The following is a 20,540-nucleotide window of genomic DNA, read 5'->3' as shown; positions in this document are numbered from 1 at the left end:
GGTAAAGAACTATCAAAAGGAGTACCGATGACGTTTATAAATACCGCCTCAAAGTCAGTAGTAGATATGATTATTTTACCCAGCATAGCAGTAACGCTGCTATCTGTTAACCCAGTGTGGGCAAACGAAAATCAGCAACAAGCCAAGCAAGAATTTTCCATTCCAGCTCTACCATTGAATGAAGCGATTAATAGTTTTATAGAAACAACCGGCTGGCAAGTCGGTTTCGTTACGGCTCAAACCAAGGGTGTACAGTCTAAAGCTGTTCAAGGCGAGTACACCAAAGAGCAGGCATTAAAAAAATTGCTAGAAGGGACGGATATTCAATACCAGGTTGTTGAAGAGAATTCAATTACATTGCAAAAACGCACTGCTAAAGGAATTACGACTGAAATGTTGCTAGCTCAAGCACCTAAAGAAAATTACCCTGAGACGGTGATTGATAGCGCGGAATATGATGGGCCGGTTGAACAGGAAGACTTGATGGTTAGTGGTCGGGAGTTGAGTGGATATAACATCCTTGATTCAAGTACAGCGACTAAAACCGACACGCCGATTTTCGACACGCCACTTTCGATACAAGTCATATCGCGAGCAGTTATGGATGATCAACAAGTCATTCGAGTTGAAGATGCGGTTAAAAATATCAGTGGTGTACAGAAAAACTTCAGTTTTGGGAATTTACGTGAAAACTTTACTATTCGAGGTTTTAGTACAGATAGTCAAATATACAGAAACGGTGTGAGGTTGCCTCGTTCTTCTTTCGAAACATCTCATTTGCAACAGATAGAAGTTTTAAAAGGCGCTTCTTCTGCATTATATGGACGTATTCAACCAGGAGGGTTAATAAATTTAGTGACCAAACAACCTTTGGATGACGCTAGATATTCATTGCAACAACAGTTTGGCTCTTATGATTTATATCGTACAACGCTTGATGCAACAGGACCGTTGATGGAGGACTTAAGTTATCGAGTTAATTTTGCTTATCTTAATCAAGGGTCTTTTCGTGACTATGTAAATCAGGAGCGCATATTTTTTGCGCCATCAGTCAGTTGGAAATTAGGTGAGAGAACTAGAGTCAATTTAGCGTTGGAATATACGAATGACGATTTTGTAATTGATTCTGGCATTGTTGCAGAAGGTAACCGTCCGGCAAATGTGAATAGAAGTGAATTTATGGGTGGGGAAGGTGACTTTGCAACGCACGAAGGCGTATTGGTTGATTTTAATGGGACTCATGAATTTAATGATAATTGGTCTGTGAAACTTGCGTTTATCTACGAAGATAGGACTTTCACGGAAAGCTATTTGCCGGTTAATGATTTTGGTAACGATGAGTATCACCGAGGGCTTTGGCAAGTTGAGAACCCAAGACAAACCTACACAACCAGTCTGAATTTAAATGGCAAGATAGAGACTTATGGTATTAAACATAATATGTTGCTGGGGGGTGACTTTTATAGGCATGAAGAAGATAGTGACGGGTGTGTAGGACCTGGACAAGGAGGTACATGTTTACCTTGGCCTCCTGGTACAGACGGTTTTGATCCGTATAACCCAAGGGGGAATGCCGCTTTTAATTTTGACACATCACAGTTTCCTTCTTCGGCTGATTACAATTGGCATGCTCCAAGTATGGAAGAGTGGTATGGCATTTATTTTCAAGACCAAATCACTTTATTCGAAAAACTGCACATCATGGGTGGAGGTCGCTATGACTGGATTCGACAACAAAATGAACTAAGATGGGAGCACTTATTTTTCACTACAAATGAGTCTAGTAGTTTGGATTTTGGTTTTTTTAGCCCAAGAGTTGGAGTCTTGTATCAACCGTGGGAATGGTTATCAGTGTTCGGGAATTTTTCGGAATCAGTCGGTAGCAATATAGGGCGCTCTTTTGATGGCAGTGTTCTTGAACCTGAAACGGGAATACAATACGAAGTAGGTGCTAAAACTGAACTTTGGGGTGGACGCTTTTCTGGCAGTTTAACATTCTATCACCTGACTAAAGAAAATATTCAGGCGTTGGATACTGTCAATTCATCGGATACCTCATTCTATCGTACAGTAGGAAAAGCACTTAGTCAGGGTATTGAGTTGGATTTTAGTGGGCAAATTACCGACGAAATTAGTGTCATTGGCTCCTATTCATTTATTGATGCTCGCATTACCAGTGATGATCAAGCACCAGGCAATATAGGTAACCGACTTGCTAATGTTCCGGAGAACTCAGGAAGTTTATGGATTAAATACGACTTCCCATTTGAAACGGTTAAAGGATTAACTATTGGTACCGGTACATTTGTTTCGAGTTACCGAGAGGGTGATAATGAAAATACGTTTAGATTACCTGGCTATGTCCGATGGGATGCGATGGTTGCCTATCAATTTAATGCTGGTTTAACACGGATCACGACACAACTGAATGTCAATAATATTTTAGATAAGACATATTATACAGCCTCTAATACTTTGGATGGTAGTCCACGTGCTGGCATTTCTGTTGCTGAACCTATGATGGTGATGGGTTCAATAAAGATTGAATATTGATCGAAGTCTAGCTGGAGTCTTATTCAGGGTGCGCAAAACTAACAGGCGTACTCTGGTAGATATAAATGGAAAATGAATGTCACATACTAATAATACGGCAATAAAGCCACTTAAAAAAAATACTAGTCTATTGAGGCTAAAAGCCCGGCGAAAGCTTTGGCTTAATGTTCATTTGTGGTTAGGATTAACTGCTGGAGCAGCTTTACTTTTAATAGGCTTGACCGGCAGTATTTTGGTGTTCTGGCAGGAAATAGATGCTTGGTTGAATCCTCAATTATTGCAAGTCGAAGTTCCGGATACCAAGGTTTATCTTTCACCTGTAATACTGGCCGAAACATCAAAATCAATGTTGCCTGAACAGGCAGAAATAAGCTGGATAGAGTTTCCAAATCATAGCCATGAATCTTTGGTTTTAAACTATAGTATGCCATCCTTATCGGTATCAGGAGAAATGGATGAATGGAAACTTTATATTGATCCTTTTAGTGCACAAATTAAAGGCACAAGGCTATGGTATCCAGCGGATTACTTTTCCGGCATGGACTTTATTCCATTGATATTTAAACTTCACTATGCATTGTTAATGAAAACGAATGGCATGGTTTTCGTTGGCATCATAGCGGTAATATTAATCATTTCTGTATTAACAGGGTTAATACTTTGGTGGCCGTTAACGCATAAATGGCATCAGGCCCTCACCATTAAGTTTAAAGCCAGTAAAGAACGATTGATTTTTGATTTACACAAAACGGCAGGGTTCTATGGTGCAATTGTTTTATTAGCTGTATTAATGTCAGGTGTATCTATGAACCTACCTGAACAATTTACCAATGTTATAGGAGTGTTTTCCCCGTTATCATCAGTGCAGCAAAAATCGGCAAAAGAAAACACACTAGAGGCAGTTATCAGTTGGGGTGATGCAGCTGAAATTGTTGATAAAAACTACCCAGAGGGCAGGATCAGTAATCTATCGCCACCACAAAATGAAATGGCGGGATATCAAGTATGTAAAAAAGGAATTCTGTCATTAAATCGTTTTGTTAGTACGCGATGCGTATTTGTTGGTCAATATTCTGGTGAGATTCTAAGTGTTAATGATCAAAAAACAGGTAGCGCAGGTGATGTGTTTTTAAAATGGCAATGGCCATTGCACAGTGGTCAAGCTTTTGGGTGGGCAGGTCGAATTCTAGTTTTTCTTACGGGTATTAACTGCGTGGTTTTATACGTTACAGGTGTCATCCGTTGGTGTCAGAAACGACGAGTAAAAAGAGCTTTAAAAAAGATATATTAATCGAATTATGGAGTAAAACTTAATGACCAATGCATTGCTTTCAAATAAGTCTAGCCTTTCTTCGACAAAACAGGCGGTATTGGAAAAGCTTCTTAAAGCAAAAAACCAAGTGTATAGTGAAAAAATTCAAAGTAAGAATGATTCGATAGCACCTTTGTCTTTTGCTCAACAACGTTTATGGCTTCTTTGTCAGTTAGAGTCAGAAAATTCTGCTTATAACATTCCAACGGCAATTAGATTATCAGGGAAATTAGATTATAGAGCGATGGAGAAGGCATTTAATGCCATTATTAAAAGGCATGCGATTTTAAGGACAAAGTTTGTAATGGAGAATGAACAGCCAAGACAAATGATAATTCCTGAAGTTTCTGTGAATATTCCTGTTGAAGATATAAGTGGCTCATTTTCTGAATCAATGAATTTGTTTCTTCAAGACATTATCTATTCCGAAGGAATAAAGGCATTTGACCTTAAGGACTTTCCTTTGTTTCGGTTTCGATTACTTTATTTAGGTAATAAGACGGGCGAAAAGGAGTATATCTTTCTTATTACCATGCACCATATTATTTCAGATGGCTGGTCTGCAGCGATTTTATTTCGAGAGTTCTCTGTATTATATAGTGCTTATTGTAATGAAACGAAATCGCTTTTACCTGATCTGGCGATACAGTATGCAGATTTTGCTAGTTGGCAACGTAAATGGCTTCAAGGTGCTCGGTTAGAAAAACAATTAAATTATTGGCGAGAACAATTGAATGGTTCTCCAACTTTATTGAAATTGCCAATCGACCATCCTCGACCTTCGGTTCAAAACTCTAATGGAAAAACATATAAGTTTTCCATTACGAGTAATTTAGCAAAAAATCTTAATTTGTATTGTCAACAAAAAGGATTGACGTTGTTTTCAGTTCTAATTTCGACATTGAATATTCTTTTATATCGTTATGGTGGACAAAGTGATATTAATATTGGCATTCCTGTTGCCAATCGAAACCGATTTGAAACCGAAAGCTTAATTGGATTTTTTGTAAATACTTTGGTTATACGATCCAATTTATCAGGAAACCCATGCTTAATAGACTTTTTAGAGAAAGTTAATCAAACTTCAATTGATGCTTTAGAGCATCAAGACCTTCCTTTTGAGAAACTTGTCGAAACCATTCAGCCAGAACGTGATCTTAGTTACAGTCCAGTTTTTCAAGTCATGTTTGTATTACATAATGTACCTTTAGGTTCATTAAATGTTGATGGTTTAGTGATAACACCTTTAGATATTGATTATGGTACAACAAAGTTTGATTTGGTACTTCATGCCACAGAACTCAACGGGTGGATAGAAGCGGCATTTGAATACAATACTGACCTATTTGAACAAGATACGATCATGCGGCTTGCTGTCCATTATGAATCTTTATTAAAGAGTATTGTTGAATCCCCCGATGTTAGCAAGTTATCAGAATTATCTTTATTGCTAGGTGAAGAACGTAGTAAAACCCTACATGAATGGAATGATACTCAAGCTGATTACCCGAAAAATAAATGTCTTCATCATATTTTTGAGGAAAGAGCTGAAATTAACCCTAACAAAGTAGCAGTAGTTTATAAGAAAAAAACTATAAAATATAAAAAACTTAATGAAGATGCCAATCGATTAGCAAATTATCTTAGATCTGAAGGTGTAAAGCCTGAGATGCAGGTTGCTATTTGTATTGATCGCTCTTTGGAAATGATCGTTGGATTATTGGGGATACTTAAAGCTGGAGGGTGCTATGTACCGATTGATCCTAGTTATCCTAAAAAGCGAATTACGCATTTATTGATAGATTCTCGGTCAATTTTACTGTTGACAAAAGAACCTTTGTTGGCAAGATTACCTAAAGTATCTCCTAAGACAATCTGCTTAGACAGCGCGTGGGGGAAAATATCGAAATACTCGAAAGAGAATTTATCATCTAAAATGATACCTGAAAACAGCGCTTATATGATATATACATCTGGTTCAACTGGTAAGTCAAAAGGTGTAGTAATCAGTCACAGAAATATTGTAAATTCTACCTACGCTCGACTTCATTATTATCAAGAACCAATAGACTGTTTTCTTTTGTTATCTTCCTTTGCTTTTGATAGTTCTGTTGCAGGGATTTTTTGGACTTTAATTCAAGGTGGGAAATTGTGTATTTCATCTGATGAAATGCTCGCCGATTCCTCAGTTTTAGTTGAGTGTATTGTTCAGGACAAAGTAACTCATCTGCTTGCTCTGCCAGCATTTTACAATTTGCTATTAGAACATGCAACCAGGGATAAAATTGATTCATTAGGTACTGTAATTTTAGCTGGGGATGTTTGTCCTTCCATTATGGTTAATCAGCATTATGCCAAATTTCCACAAGTGGAACTCTACAATGAGTATGGTCCCACAGAAACGACAGTATGGTGTAGTGTTTATCAGACAAAAGCATTCGATGAGGGGATATCCAGTTCAATTGGCAAACCTATAAGTAATATTCAGATTTATATTTTAGATAAATGTCTAAGCCCAGTTCCTGTGGGAGTGAATGGAGAAATTTATATTGGAGGGGGAGGAGTTGCCCGTGGATACTTTGAACAGCCTAAGCAAACAGCGATGCAGTTTGTTCCCAACTTTTTTCGGGGAGACGGTAGTCGTTTATACAAAACTGGTGATTTAGCTCGTTTTAGTCTGGGAGGCAATATAGAGTTTTTAGGGCGAACGGATTACCAAGTCAAAATTCGCGGATTCCGTATTGAGTTGACTGAAATTGAGGCTCAATTGTTGCAATGTCAACAAATTAAAGATGCTGTGGTTATGGCTCGTGAAGATCAACCCGGCGAAAAGAGATTAGTCGCATATATCGTTTGTTCGGCTCAAGTCCAACAGGATGCAGAGTATTTTAGAACAATTTTGAAAAAAAACTTACCCACATACATGTTGCCTAGTATGTATATTTTTATGGATGAATTACCATTGAATCCGAATGGGAAACTGGACAGGAATGCACTGCCTGCCTTAGGTAGCAGACATTTACTGGCTACCGAATACATTGCACCAAGAAGTCAAGTGGAACAAAGATTAGCGCAACTATGGAGTGACGTGTTAGGTGTTGAAGAGGTTGGTGTCCATGATGACTTTTTTGGGTTGGGGGGGCATTCCATTTTAGCAACACAATTATTATTTAAAATCAGGGAATCATTTAGTTGTAATTTACCATTACTCGATTTATTTCAATCACCCACCTTGGCTTCACAAGCACAATTATTAGTTGCAGATAACGTTAATGAAGATTCAAATGTAGACTCCATTGATTGGAAAGAGGAAGCTAGACTTGATGATTCTATTCGTCCAGATTCTCAATATCACCCTATCTCAAATATAAAGAGCATATTTTTGACAGGTGCAACGGGCTACCTTGGTGTGTTTTTGTTGAAAGAATTGTTACAACAAACTTCAATAGATATTTATTGTCTGGTGCGCTCTTCGACATCGGAGCAAGGGTTTGAAAAAATAAAACGAAGCCTAGAAGATTATGGTTTATGGGACAATGATTATGCCTCTAAAATCTATCCCGTATGTGGTGATTTATCCAAAGCGCATCTTGGAATTCAAACAAGCCAATGGCAACAATTAGTGGAAGTAATTGATGTGATTTACCATAATGGTGCATTGGTTAATTTTATTTATCCTTATTCAACTTTAAAGCCTGCCAACGTGATAGGCACCCAGGAAGTGTTACGTCTTGCCTGCACAGAAAAGATCAAACCTGTTCATTATATTTCCACTGTATCCATATTTAAAGATGATTTGAATTCTGATTCAGAAAAAGTCGTGGAAGATGATTTTCCTGAAGATTGTTCCGGACTGATTGGTGGTTATGCACAATCAAAGTGGGTGGCAGAAAAGATAGTTAGGGTAGCTGGTAAACGTGGAATACCAGTTTGTATTTTTAGACCTGCACAGATCTCTGGGCATAGTCAAACCGGCGTGTGGAACACTGGTGATTTTATTTGCCGGATGATCAAAGCTTATGTTGATGTTGGCTATGCCCCAACTGAATGGACAGGATTTGACATAGCTCCCGTAGATTATGTCAGCAAGGCGATTGTATATCTTTCTAGTAAACACGAATCCCGAGGGCAAACTTTTCACCTGAATAATCCTAATTCCGTTTCCAACCGTCTGATAATTGATGTACTGCGAGCTGAGAGGTTTAAGCTTGATCTCGTTTCTATGCAAGAGTGGATAAACAAAATTGACAAAGAAGTCGATGGTTCGCCTGAGCATCCATTGTATCCGTTGGTATTTCTTCTTACGAAACACATTAGCGATTCGGCTGAAGAGGCTCATTCACCCCATTTTAGTTGTAAGAAAACAGTTATAGCTTTGAGGGATAGTGGTGTTGTTTGTCCTGATATTGATAACGAAATAGTGCATCGATACATTGCTTATTTTATTCGCATCAATTTCCTCAATCCACCTTTACATACTGCCAATGATAGTCTTTGAGGATATGAAATTGCGTATAAATAGTGTTAGTATTTCCGTCGAGAGAAAAGAACTAAGTATTGGAGGGGGATTATATAAGCCAGCAACCAGTTCGATATTAAATACGATTCAGCAACGCAATCAAACTGGTAAAGTAACTTTCCTGTTAGCTTCTCAACCTATTTTTGCAGAATCCGCACAGGCCGCCTACTTATTGTGTGAATATATTAATGTATTAAGAAAAAAAGGCACAAGGAAAATTTATAAAACCTTTTTTTGTAATTCCCGTATTGAAGCTTTGCATGGGGCAATAAAAATTTCAAGACACAATGCAGGTATTATCCATTCCAATAGCACTGGAAATGTATTGGTTTATGACAAAGGTCGCTATTACGATGCTTTGTTTGATCCGTTGTCTCAAGGGTCGAGTAAAGCACTTGTTCCTAATGTGTTTTTTTACGACGTGTTTTCTGACTTATTAAATTATTTAAACAAATCATGCGTATCGACTAACGCAGTGGTCTTTTGTTTATATGATGATTTTTCTATTGACTGTTTGAATGACATACAACAAATTTGTAAAGAGAATAAAGCGACTTTGGTAATTGATACTTCACATGTAACAGACAGAGTGATAGAGCTAGCTCTAAGTTTTATATCTTATACCCCCGATATTATTATTTGGGGAGAAGAATTGACTGATCATCAGGTTCCTTTTGCTGCTTTTTCGGTGATAGATAACCTTTACAGAGTTTGGGGCAATATCTCCACCTGTTTTATACATTCGTCAACTTATGGTGGTAATAGTTTAGTTACATCTATAGTTCGTGACAGGGTTCTTGAAAAAATTTCAGTAACATCAGATATTCTTTTTCAGCTTGAGAATATTGCGGATAACTTGGATGCACGAATGGAAATATTTCGTACTTATATTAATTCAATGACACCTTTAATTTATCGGGCTGCAAAGCTTGACTTAGATATAATCAGTGCTAAAGGTTCGAAGATTACCATTAAGGATCAATACGGTAAAAAAGTTAATTTAATTGATTGCATCGGAGGTGCCGGTAGTAATTTGCGGGGATATAACCCGGACGATATAGGACGGCTGCTAGAAACCCACCAACCAACCTTCAATTATTGGAAGGAACTAGCTCACATGTTAAGCGACTTAACCGGATTGGGTAATGTATTTCCGGCAGTGAGCGGTGCTTGCGCAGTTGATATTGCTATGTCACTGGCCATGCTTGCCAATTCGGGAAAAAGCATAATTCTTGTTTTTAAAGGTAATTATGCTGGTAAGACTATGATTTCCATAAATGGTAGTGAAGAGGAATTCGATAGAAAGCCTTTTGCACCTTTGTATTGGGATGTTGTTTATCTGGATATTTTTGCTGAGAATGCTGAAGCTGAATTGTTAAAGGAATTGCAGTCTGGAAAAATTGCTTTAGTTTGGTTTGAAGTTATGCAAGGTAATAGCCTGGATCGAGTTCCATCAAGGCTGATGGATATAATTTTCGAATATAAAAAGGATTATGATTACATTATTGGCATTGATGAAATACTGAATGGAATGTTTAGAACCGGACCCTTTGTATCTTTCAACCGAACTCAGTATGAGCCGGATATCATTACTCTGTCTAAAGGTTTAAGTGATTTGACATTTCCTGTTTCGGCTGTGTTGTTTACCGATGAAATATATAGTCGTGCCAAGCTTGTTAATGAAAAATTGGTAACACGCTATCAGAGTTTGTTTCTCAACCAATTAGGGGCGCATATAGCATTAAATAGCTTAATAAATGCAAACAAACTGTACGGTAAAGATCGCATCAAGAATGCGGGAGGTTTATTAAAGTCTGAGTTGAATAAAATTGTCAAACAGTCTCCGTTATTAAAAGAAATAAGAGGAGAAGGACTTCATTTACAATTACTACTTGATTTGGAGAGGTTTCCACTATCACTGTTTGGTAAAGACATTTCTGAATTACTTGTTTCGCGTTTATTTCTCTCTCAAGGACATGTTTTACAATATTTCTGCCGATTACTACCACCTTTGAATATTTCTGATTCTGAGATTCTTGAATTAGTAGCCGGTATTGAAAAATCCTTAAAAATTAATCGTTTAGTCTTTTTCTTATTTGGACTCAAGCATGGTTTTATTTTTCTTTATTTATTGATGGTAGCTCAGTTTAGGTCTGGTGTTGCACAGCTGGTAGGGAGTATTAAAGGTGAGGCATGCTGATAACCTATTGAATAAAAAAGATGTTGAAGTTTCATCGCCACCGATTCCCAGAGATGAATTATCTGCTTTATTGAAAACAAATGGTTGTTGTGTGGTTAGTTCTAATTTGATAACAAAAGGCTTACTGCTAAGAAGAATAATTCGATCAATAATAAACTGAGATAGATTATGTTTTTAAAATAATCGTTCTTTTTTGAATTATAAATATTGAGTATCTTGCTGTAACCTACTCTGTTAATGGTTTAATAACGTTTACATCCCTTAAAATATTTGAAAGGATACTATTGCATATGACTTCTCTCCGTGCTGATAAAGCCAAGGTTCAACCAATTTTCATTCTGTCCTGTGAGCGCTCAGGTTCGACCTTATTACGCCTGATTGTCGATACTCATTCAGAAATTGCATGCCCTGGACAACTGTATCTCGGTTCCATGAGCAATGAGTTGTACCGTACAATGAATTATTCCCTTGGACAAACTTTTGATGCCACTAAGGAAATAGAACGGAAAGAGCTGGTTTTACAGGAAGTTAGAGGGATTATCGATGGATTGATGGAGCGTTATTCCGCTGCTCGTAATAAGAGTATTTGGTGTGAAAAAACTACGTTGAATACTGATTATCTTAAGATATTGTCTGACTTGTTTCCAGAAGCAAGGTATATATGCCTTTATCGTAATTGTATGGATGTGGTTCATTCCTGCTTGAAATTTAATCCTCTGGGTTTTATGCCTGAACTAGTACAGTTTGTACAAAGATATCCAGAAAATTTAGTTGTTGCCATGGCTGAAAATTGGTTGGCAAAAAACGAAAAGATATTTACATTCGAAACAACTCATCCAGATCAGTGCTTCAGAGTTCATTATGAACACATGGTTAATGACCCTCTGACTGTGCTTCCTCCACTATTTGAGTTCTTAGGGGTCGATTGGGAGGAATGCATTCTGCAGAAAGTGTTTTCGGTGCAGCATGATCAAGGAGAAGGTGATCTTAAGGTTCATTTTTCTAGGCGAATCAGTGGGGATTCAATCGGTAAAGGAAAATCTATACCTCTCGCGACGATTCCCGGCGGCCTCAAAGAACGGCTCGACAAAGTGAACGATTGGCTTGATTATCCTAGTCTTGAAAGTTTTTATCAGGATAACTGTAAGGACATTTTATCAATCGAATCACATTCAGAAAAATACAGTCATGCTAAGCAAATAGAACCAGATGAATTTTTTAAGATTAAGGTAAGAGAAATCATTAGAGAAAAAGGTGGCAAAGTTGATATGCTACGGGGTATGTGTCGATTCGTTGTAGATGGTAAAGGTGGCGGATCTTGGGTAATCGATCTCTCAGAATCAGTTGCAGAAATACGCGAGGCACGTGACGAGGATCAAGCTGATTGTACCATTGCAATTACCTATGGGGCATTCCTTAATTTGATCAATGATACTGCAAGTGTTGAAGAAGTTTATGAGAGAGGTGAAGTGACATCTTTTGGTAGCGAGCCCATCGCACTACAATTTGGGAAATTACTGTTTGGATGAGGAGTATGGGGTCTTCTGCTAAATTAAGTTGCTGTTTTGACTCATGCTGTTCATCAGAGTGTAACAGTTTCCTATCACATTAACGTTTTCCGGTACTCGTTTTGTGACCGTTTTGAATTGGAGCGATGTTTGAAACAAAAAAAGTTTTATCAAAGGGTTATTCTCACTATTGTTTTAATGGTAGTTATTAATTGCCTTGGAATTTACGTTGTCTTGCTGGAATCGTTGCCTGCCCTGGATGGAGAGTATCATCTATCAGGCTTTTCTTCTCAAGTTACAGTGGATTTCGACAAAAAAGGTATTCCAAATATATCAGCAAAATCGCAAGAAGATGCATTTCAAGCACTTGGTTTTTTAACAGCACGCGAGCGTTTATTTCAGATGGATTTATTACGTCGGCATATGGCAGGTCGTTTGGCTGAAGTGATGGGGGCAGCATTGAAAGAATCCGACCGATGGCATCGGGTGATGGGGTTTGAACAGGTGGCAAACGATATTTTTCTAAGTCTTCCGCAAGATCAAAAACAGGTGTTGCAGGCATACGCAGACGGTGTTAATCAGGCTATAGGTTCTTTATCAGTTTTACCGCCCGAATTTTTGTTGCTGGGTTACAGTCCTTCTGTCTGGTTGCCCGAGGATAGCCTGCTGGTTGTATTGGGTATGGAAGCCGATTTAGGCTGGACGAGCGATGGGGAACGCAGGAGCAGTATTATGAAAGCGGCTTTACCTGAAGCTGTAAATGAGTTTTTTATGCCTTCTATTGATCTATATACTGATCGACTTCTGAATGGTAAAGCATCAGGCATTTCTTCACAACCCATTCCTAAAGATGAATTGTCTGCGTTGTTGGATATCAATGATAACCATGAACGTTACACTGGTTTAGTGACGGATGGCCCTCCGCCTAAAGGATCGAATGGCTGGGTGGTTGGATCTTCTAAAACCTGGGATGGACGAGCAATTTTAGCTAATGATATGCATTTAGCGTTACGGGTTCCGAATATTTGGTACCGGGCTGAAATTCATTACGACGATGTGCAACTCACTGGTCTCACTTTACCTGGTGTTCCGTTGATGGTCGTTGGTTCGAATGGCAAGGTGGCCTGGGGATTTACCAATATAGAAGGGGATTATGTGGATTTGGTTTCGTTGGAGCTTGATCCTGACGACCCCAAAAAGTATCAGACTCCAGAAGGTTTTGTGCGTTTTGGTGAGCGAGAGGAAACGGTTCATGTAAAAGGTGAGGCGGATTATACATTCATAGTACAAACTACGGTGTGGGGCCCTATGTTATCTAAACCCTTGCTTTCCAAATCCGTAGCGGTGCACTGGACAGCCTTAGATCCCAGCGCTACCGATTTACATTTGCTTAATCTGGATAAAGTACAGGATGTACAGGCGGCACTAACAGTGTTTAACCAAGCGGGTGGTCCACCCTTGAATGCATTGATAGCAGACAAGCAGGGTAATATCGGTTGGACTTATACCGGTAAAATTCCTAAACGCTTTGGGCTGAATGGTTCGGTGAGTCTTTCCTGGGCTGATGGTTCACGCGGTTGGAATGGCTATATTTTACCTGACGAACTACCTCACTTGCTAAATCCTCCTTCCGGTTTCATTGTTAATGCCAATCAGAGAATGTTGGGTGATGACTATTCCTATGAGATAGGAAATGATTTCGATCAAGGTTACCGCGCTTATCGCATTACTGAAACTCTTACCGAAGCACAAAATATTACAGAAAGAGAAATGCTTGCTTTGCAACTAGATACAAGAGTGGAATTTTATCGTTTTTATCAACAGTTGGCTTTATCTCTCCTAAATGAAAGTAACGATGAAGCGCAAGTGAGACTTAAACAAAGGCTGACAAACTGGGATGGTTTTGCTGAGAAAAATTCTGTAGGGTTTGCGGTTCTGGTGGAGTTTCGTGAACTTTTATTGGATGCTGTAATTGCCCCTTTTATGCAGAAATGCCGACAGTATGATTCTGAGTTTCAATTCTCTTCAGGAATGGTTGATATTCCTTTGCAACAGTTACTGGAAACAAAATTGCCGGAATTGCTACCCGATAAAATTCACTATCGGGATTGGGATTCATTTTTGCTTAGATTACTGGTTCAATCTGAACGCAATGTTTTACAGCAGAATCCAGCTGATTTACCCAATAGCTTAGTTTGGGGAGGGATTAACCAAGTCAGTATTTCTCATCCTTTTTCGGCTTCCTTTCCATTACTGAAAAACTGGTTGGATATGCCTCAGGTTACTTTGCCTGGTTGTAAGCAATGTGTAAGAATCTCGGCTGCCGACTACGGAGTAAGCGAACGTCTGGTTGTGTCACCTGGGCATGAAGGAAATGGTATTTTGCATATGCCCGGTGGTCAGTCAGGTCACCCGCTTTCAGTTCATTATAGTGATCAGCAACAGGCTTGGGTTGATGGCATAGCGTCTCCGCTGGAGACAGGAGTAACAGTCCATCATCTTACATTTGTACCTACGTCTGAAAATAATGCAGGATTATAAAACATGTTCCGTTTTTTACTAGGTAATTCGAGGTGGGTTTTATTTTTTTCTGTGTGTGCTGGGTTGATTAGTGGATTAAGTTCTGCTGGGTTAATCGCCGTTATTAATATGGCTTTGGGTAACGAAAAAAATACTTTGGTTCTACTGGGGTGGTGTTTTGCAGGGCTATGTGGATTATTATTAGTGGCTCGAATAATCTCAGCTTTTTTGTTGATGCGACTAGGGCAGGATGTCATTTTTGATTTGCGCCTAAAGCTAAGTCGACAGATTTTACAGGTATCTTTCTCACGTTTGCAAAAAGTGGGTCCTGCAAGAATTCTAGCATGTTTGACTCAAGATATCGCAACCTTAGCAGAGGCATTTCAATGGCTACCAATGCTTTGCGTTAATGCTGCCATTATTTTAGGTTGTTTGCTTTATTTGGGATGGTTATCTAGTGCCTTGTTGATTCTTGTGTTGTTTTCGATACTTGTAGGGGTGATTGGGTTTCGACTTATTGAGACTCGAGCTCTGCATAGTCTAACAATGGCTCGTGAATACGATGATGCTTTGTATGGTCATTTTCGCAGTCTGACGCAAGGTGTAAAAGAACTGAAATTACACGAACTGCGTCGCAATGCTTTTTTTTCTGAATGCCTAGAAGCGGATGCAAAAAGCTATCGTCGACAGTACATCAAAGGGATCAGTTTTTATATTCTGGCAGGAAATTGGGGTAACAGTTTATTTTATCTGTCAATCGGTACTGTGCTTTTTTTGTTGCCGTATGGGCAGGAAGTTATCGTTAAATTTGCACAAGTTGTGGAATTGGATGTCGCTGTACTGCCTATTTGGCCGGCAATGAAACCTGATGTTTTACGGGGTTATTGCTTGACTATTTTGTATATGATATCTCCTTTAGCAGCTTTTGTGGAGGGTCTACCACTTTTGGCCAAAGGGAATATTGCATTAAAAAAAATTGAGGGTTTGGGGAAGGATTCTCGTGAACCTGAATTGGCAAAGCCTGGGGAATCATTGGAATTTTCTCATCAGGTTGTTTTGAACTTGATGGGAGTGACACATCAGTACAGCAAGGAAGGTGAGGACCGTCCTTTTACGTTAGGCCCTGTTGATCTGACATTGCAACCTGGTGAAGTCGTCTTCCTTACTGGTGGCAATGGCAGTGGTAAGACGACACTGGCACTGCTAATGGTCGGTCTTTATATGCCCGAACAAGGAATAATAAGATTAGGGGAGCAATGCATTACCAAAGCTAATCGAGAAGAATATCGTCAGCAATTCTCAGCCGTTTTTTCCGATTTTTATTTGTTTGATAGTCTACTTGGTTTTCATGGGAATGAGCTTGATGCTGAAGCTCGTGCTTATTTGGCGTGTTTGCAATTAGATCATAAGGTTCAAATTGAACACGGGGAGTTTTCTACATTGGATTTGTCACAAGGACAACGCAAGCGGTTAGCATTATTAGTTGCCTATCTGGAAGATCGACCTTTTTATCTGTTTGATGAATGGGCGGCGGATCAGGATCCGATATTTAAGAAGATTTTTTACACGGAAATTTTGCCAGCGCTGAAAGATAAAGGCAAAACAGTAATTGTGATTTCCCATGATGAGCAATATTTTCATGTAGCTGATCGCTGTTTTCGATTGGAGGATGGTCAGTTATCTGAAATATCAGTGGTATAAGGAAATATGGAAATCGAATGCACTTTATCGTGAAACAAATGAAAGACATAAGTACATGTGGTGAATTAATCTAACAGATTTTCAATGTGTTTTTTGTAGGTGCGAAATCATTCGTACTGAAAATAAGTTTTATGCTACATGATTCGAATAAATTCGAACCTACGAGAAATATTAAATTAAATATGTCTGAGTACTTAGTGCGTGTTTTAAAAGTTCGAAGAATCAGCCCTCAAGCCGCCCAAGCATCAAGTTAATCATCGCAATATGAATAAACGCCGTGCTTGAATCGGTTAGCACTTCGTAATCTTTACTTAATCGGCGATAACGATAAAGCCAGGCAAAAGTTCTTTCAACGACCCAGCGACGCGGTAATAATTTAAATCCTTTAGTATCCTCTGAACGCAAAATAGTTTGCAAGACAATATGAAAGCGGTGAGCGACCCATTCCATCATATTTGCGCCACGATAACCGCCATCAACCCAAATACGACGTATTTTTTTACAACTACCTGTGAATGCTTTGAATAATATTTTTGCGCCGTCCCGCTCTTGAATCGAAGCAGCCGTAACCACGACGACCATAATCAGTCCAAGTGTATCCACAAGAATATGGCGTTTTCGTCCTTGAATTTTCTTTCCTGCATCGAAGCCTTTTATTCCTGCCAAAGCGGTTGTTTTGACGCTTTGACTATCTATGGAGCCTGCTGTGGGATGTTTATGCCGACCGGCCTTCTGTCTCACTTTAGCACGCAATGTATCGTGAATACGTTGCCATGTCTTATCTTTTCTCCAGCGACTATAATAACCATACACTGTTTGCCATGCAGGAAATTCGTGTGGAAGTAATCACCACGCGCAGCCGCTACGGGTAATATAAAAAATTGCATTGATAGTTTTTCTTAAACTAATTTCTCTTGGGTGCATATTCTGCCCCATCATGAACACCTATTCTGCGTTATCGTGAACACCCATACTGCTCCATCGTGAACGCTGATTCTGGTTTCATCGTGAACACTTTTGCGATTTTTCCAGAATTGGTGTTCACGATAAAACAGCACCTTTTTCACGCATTGATTTTTTCCACTGTTACCCTAGCTGATTTTTTATTTCAGGAAGGGTTATGGCAACAAAGAGAATACCAATGCGACAATTACGAGAAATCTTACGATTACGACTGCATACAAAATTAAGCCTGCGTCAAATAAGGGATAGCCTTAAATTAAGCTTAGGGGCAATACAAAAGGTCATTAGCAAAGCGGATGAGTTAAGCCTTACATGTGGGAAGCAATAGAAAAGTTAAATGATCAGCAACTCCTCCAGCAATTTTATGTAACGCCTGGTACCAGACAATCCAGCAAATTTGAGCTGCCTGACTGGATTGAGCTCTATCAAGAACTCAAGCGTAAAGGCATAACGAAACACTTGCTATGGGAAGAATACTGTCAGCAATACCCTGATCGGCATTACAGCTATTCACAATATTGTATTCTTTATCAACGCTGGCTAAAAAAGCAAAGACGCTCCATGCGTCAAACCCACAAGGCAGGTGAAAAGCTGTTTGTGGATTATGCAGGCCAAACCGTGCCTATTGTCAGTCACAAGACGGGCGAAATCAGAACCGCGCAGATCTTCGTTGCTGTTTTTGGCGCATCCAACTACACCTTTTGTGAAGCAACGTGGAGTCAGAAATTGCCTGACTGGATTAACAGCCATGTCAGGACGTTTGAATTTATCGGTGGTGTTCCTGTGATAGTGGTCCCTGATAATCTTAAAAGTGCAGTGACTAAAGCCTGTCGATATGACCCAGAAATCAATCCATCGTATCAACAGCTCGCTGCGCATTATGGCACCGCATTGGTTCCAGCCAGACCTTTGAAACCCAAAGATAAAGCCAAAGCTGAAGTCGGGGTTCAAATTATAGAAAGCTGGATATTGGCTCGATTGCGCCATCATACGTTTTTCTCTTTAGCGGAACTTAACCATTGCATTAAAGCACTGCTAGAGTAAGTGAATAACAAACCCTTTAAACAGCTTAAAGGCACTCGGCAACAATGGTTTGAATCCATAGATAAGCCCGCACTGTTACCGTTACCTAAGCAGACTTATCAATACACTGATATTACAACCGTGAAGGTCAATATTGATTACCATATTCAATATGACGATCACTTTTACTCCATCCCACACCATTTGGTAGGTGAAGAGATTCAATTACACGCCAAAGAATACTTAATCGAACTTTACTTTCATAACCAACGCATCACTAGCCATGCGAGAAAATACTATGCTGGCATGACGACAGAATCTGAGCATATGCCCGTTAAACATGAAAAACACCATAAGTGGACACCAGGGAGACTTATGAACTGGGCTAAAGATATCGGTGACGAGGTCTTACTGTGGATTAAAACCGTGCTTAATCAACGACAACACCCAGAGCAGGCCTATAGAGTCTGCTTGGGCCTACTGAATCTATCCAAAAGTTATCCTGCTCAGCGATTAAACAAAGCCTGTGCCATTGCCAATAAAAACAGCTTATACAGGCTACAACATATCAAAGACATTCTATCGAGTAACCAAGATCAATTGGTCACAGAACAAAAAGAGGCAAAGCCCATACTGCCGCAAACACATGAAAACATCCGTGGCCCAGAAAGCTTTCATTAACAGGATAAAGCGATGATAGAACAAACGATTACACAACTCAGTCAGCTTAAACTCTCAGGCATGGCCAATGCATTGGTCAGCCAAGTAGAACAACCGAACACCTATGAAGGCCTGCCTTTTGAAGAACGGCTGCAATTATTAGCGGATAGTGAGTATCAAGACAGAGAAAATAGAAAACAACAACGCTTACTCAAAGCAGCAAAACTAAAACTGGCTGCCAACAGTCATGCCATTGATTATCAGCATCCCAGAGGGCTGAATCAATCCATGATGGCCTTACTGTTACATTGTGATTGGCTGAACAAGTCACAAAACATACTGATTACAGGCCCTTGTGGCAGTGGTAAAACCTATATTGCCTGTGCGATAGGACATACCGCCTGTATGAAAGGTTACAGTGTTAAATATTATCGGTTGTCTCGGTTGATGCTGGAACTGACTCAAGCAAAAGCCGATGGTACCTACAGCAAAGCACTACAAACATTAGCCAAGCTAGATTGTCTGATTATTGATGACTGGGGATTAAAGCCATTAAAAGCTGCACAACGAAATGACCTAATGGAAATTATGGATGATCGTCACGAAAGCTCGTCCACTATTATGGTTAGCCAATTACCGACTGATCAATGGTATCAATCTATCGGTGATAACACATTGGCAGATGCTATTTTAGATCGGCTCATGCATAACGCTCACCGAATCAAATTAAAGGGAGAATCGATGCGAAAAACACAGTCAAATTTGACTGATCGTGAACACTTAGAGGTAAAATAACAAAACCAATGCGTGAACAAGGGAGGTGTTCACGATGGCGCAGTATGGGTGTTCATGATCAGCGGTATATGCATTGGGCGACCACCCGATAAAGCGACGGGCAACAAGGGACTAATAATGCCCCATTTTTTATCATTCAAATCTGTTGGATAACACTTAACTTTTGATTTACGACACTTTTTAGCTATTAAAAAGCTTAGTATTCTACCTTTTAGGTATTTTTGCCACTTTTAAAACACGCACTTAGGTGGTATCGCAAATGTAATTACGTATATTCCTCGTTTCTCGGATTCAGATCAACCACTTTTATGCCATGTTAAAGATGACTTGGAGTAGTTTCATATATCCCAGGTAAGGATTTTAACGAGTTGTAACGTCTTGGTATATGAAGATTACAAAATCGGATGCTGTCTTGTCGGTAACAAAGAGTATCAATTTTTTTTGAACAACTCTTCATGCAAATTCTGATATGTTTTCTGGTATTTCAAAGTTTAGCTGACAGGATGAAAATTGACTGATTTTGAATAACACAGCTGTTTAAATTTAGTTTGTATTTTAATGTGGTCTTTATTGTTAATGAATGCATGCAATAGTAAGCATATACAGTTCGCAATAATTTGGACCAGATAGTTCATTCTGAATAGGCTGAAATGGTTCCTGTGGGTAAGCTTGTTTCGTGTTTTTAGTGACCTGCATTTGACGGGTTTGGCTTAAGAAACGGTCGACAATAATTTCGGATTGACTGATGAAGATTGAGGGTGGAAAGCTCAGTGAAAAATTAGTTAT

General features: G+C 39.2%; 8 protein-coding genes and 2 pseudogenes. 9 read left to right on the top strand and 1 reads right to left on the bottom strand.

All coding sequences use genetic code 11. The features are described 5' to 3' along the window. The first annotated feature begins 27 nt into the window (after positions 1–27). From AU255_RS00720 to AU255_RS00690, 7 genes are all read left to right on the top strand, one after another. Positions 28–2,553 (top strand): TonB-dependent siderophore receptor, encoded by a 2,526-nt coding sequence (locus tag AU255_RS00720; RefSeq protein WP_080521087.1) that lies wholly within the window; start codon positions 28–30, stop codon positions 2,551–2,553. A gap of 76 nt (positions 2,554–2,629) precedes the next feature. Continuing rightward, positions 2,630–3,844 carry a PepSY-associated TM helix domain-containing protein gene (locus AU255_RS00715; RefSeq protein WP_080521086.1) on the top strand — a complete coding sequence of 405 codons (1,215 nt, stop codon included), beginning with the start codon at positions 2,630–2,632 and terminating at the stop codon, positions 3,842–3,844. Positions 3,845–3,866: 22 nt separating this feature from the next. Then, positions 3,867–8,363, top strand: a complete 4,497-nt coding sequence (locus AU255_RS00710; RefSeq protein ID WP_080521085.1) for a non-ribosomal peptide synthetase — start codon at positions 3,867–3,869, stop codon at positions 8,361–8,363. Beyond that, positions 8,299–10,584 (top strand): aminotransferase class III-fold pyridoxal phosphate-dependent enzyme, encoded by a 2,286-nt coding sequence (locus AU255_RS00705; protein WP_143735824.1) that lies wholly within the window; start codon positions 8,299–8,301, stop codon positions 10,582–10,584. Before AU255_RS00710 ends, AU255_RS00705 begins: the two co-directional genes overlap by 65 nt. 290 nt (positions 10,585–10,874) lie before the next feature. After that, the gene (locus AU255_RS00700; protein WP_080521083.1) at positions 10,875–12,113 is read left to right on the top strand and encodes a sulfotransferase; all 1,239 of its coding nucleotides are present in this window, start codon (positions 10,875–10,877) and stop codon (positions 12,111–12,113) included. Positions 12,114–12,242: 129 nt separating this feature from the next. After that, entirely contained in the window at positions 12,243–14,633 is a 2,391-nt protein-coding gene (locus AU255_RS00695) for a penicillin acylase family protein (protein WP_080521082.1), read from the top strand. 3 nt (positions 14,634–14,636) lie between these two features. Continuing rightward, positions 14,637–16,313, top strand: coding sequence for a cyclic peptide export ABC transporter (locus tag AU255_RS00690; protein ID WP_080521081.1), 1,677 nt, complete (start codon positions 14,637–14,639; stop codon positions 16,311–16,313). 222 nt (positions 16,314–16,535) lie between these two features. Here AU255_RS00690 and AU255_RS00685 read toward each other — a convergent pair. Beyond that, a pseudogene (locus AU255_RS00685) lies at positions 16,536–17,144 on the bottom strand (IS5 family transposase); the annotation flags it as partial. 289 nt (positions 17,145–17,433) lie between these two features. Between AU255_RS00685 and istA the strand changes: the two are divergent. Continuing rightward, positions 17,434–18,980: pseudogene (gene istA, locus AU255_RS00675) on the top strand (IS21 family transposase). A gap of 12 nt (positions 18,981–18,992) precedes the next feature. Continuing rightward, positions 18,993–19,754, top strand: a complete 762-nt coding sequence (gene istB / locus AU255_RS00670; RefSeq protein WP_080521079.1) for an IS21-like element helper ATPase IstB — start codon at positions 18,993–18,995, stop codon at positions 19,752–19,754. Positions 19,755–20,540 lie beyond the last annotated feature (786 nt).

Origin of the sequence: Methyloprofundus sedimenti (assembly GCF_002072955.1) — a bacterium.
In the GTDB taxonomy this organism is placed as follows: domain Bacteria; phylum Pseudomonadota; class Gammaproteobacteria; order Methylococcales; family Methylomonadaceae; genus Methyloprofundus; species Methyloprofundus sedimenti.
The sequence above is the reverse complement of the archived record's forward strand: the minus strand, read 5'-3'. Positions and strand labels throughout refer to the sequence as shown.

What these genes read in the sequence shown, in the direction of transcription:
- AU255_RS00710 (WP_080521085.1), top strand. Translation starts at nt 3,867, where the DNA reads ATGACCAATGCATTGCTTTCAAATAAGTCTAGCCTTTCTTCGACAAAA.
- AU255_RS00700 (WP_080521083.1), top strand. Translation starts at nt 10,875, where the DNA reads ATGACTTCTCTCCGTGCTGATAAAGCCAAGGTTCAACCAATTTTCATT.
- istB (WP_080521079.1), top strand. Translation starts at nt 18,993, where the DNA reads ATGATAGAACAAACGATTACACAACTCAGTCAGCTTAAACTCTCAGGC.
- AU255_RS00715 (WP_080521086.1), top strand. Translation starts at nt 2,630, where the DNA reads ATGTCACATACTAATAATACGGCAATAAAGCCACTTAAAAAAAATACT.
- AU255_RS00690 (WP_080521081.1), top strand. Translation starts at nt 14,637, where the DNA reads ATGTTCCGTTTTTTACTAGGTAATTCGAGGTGGGTTTTATTTTTTTCT.
- AU255_RS00720 (WP_080521087.1), top strand. Translation starts at nt 28, where the DNA reads ATGACGTTTATAAATACCGCCTCAAAGTCAGTAGTAGATATGATTATT.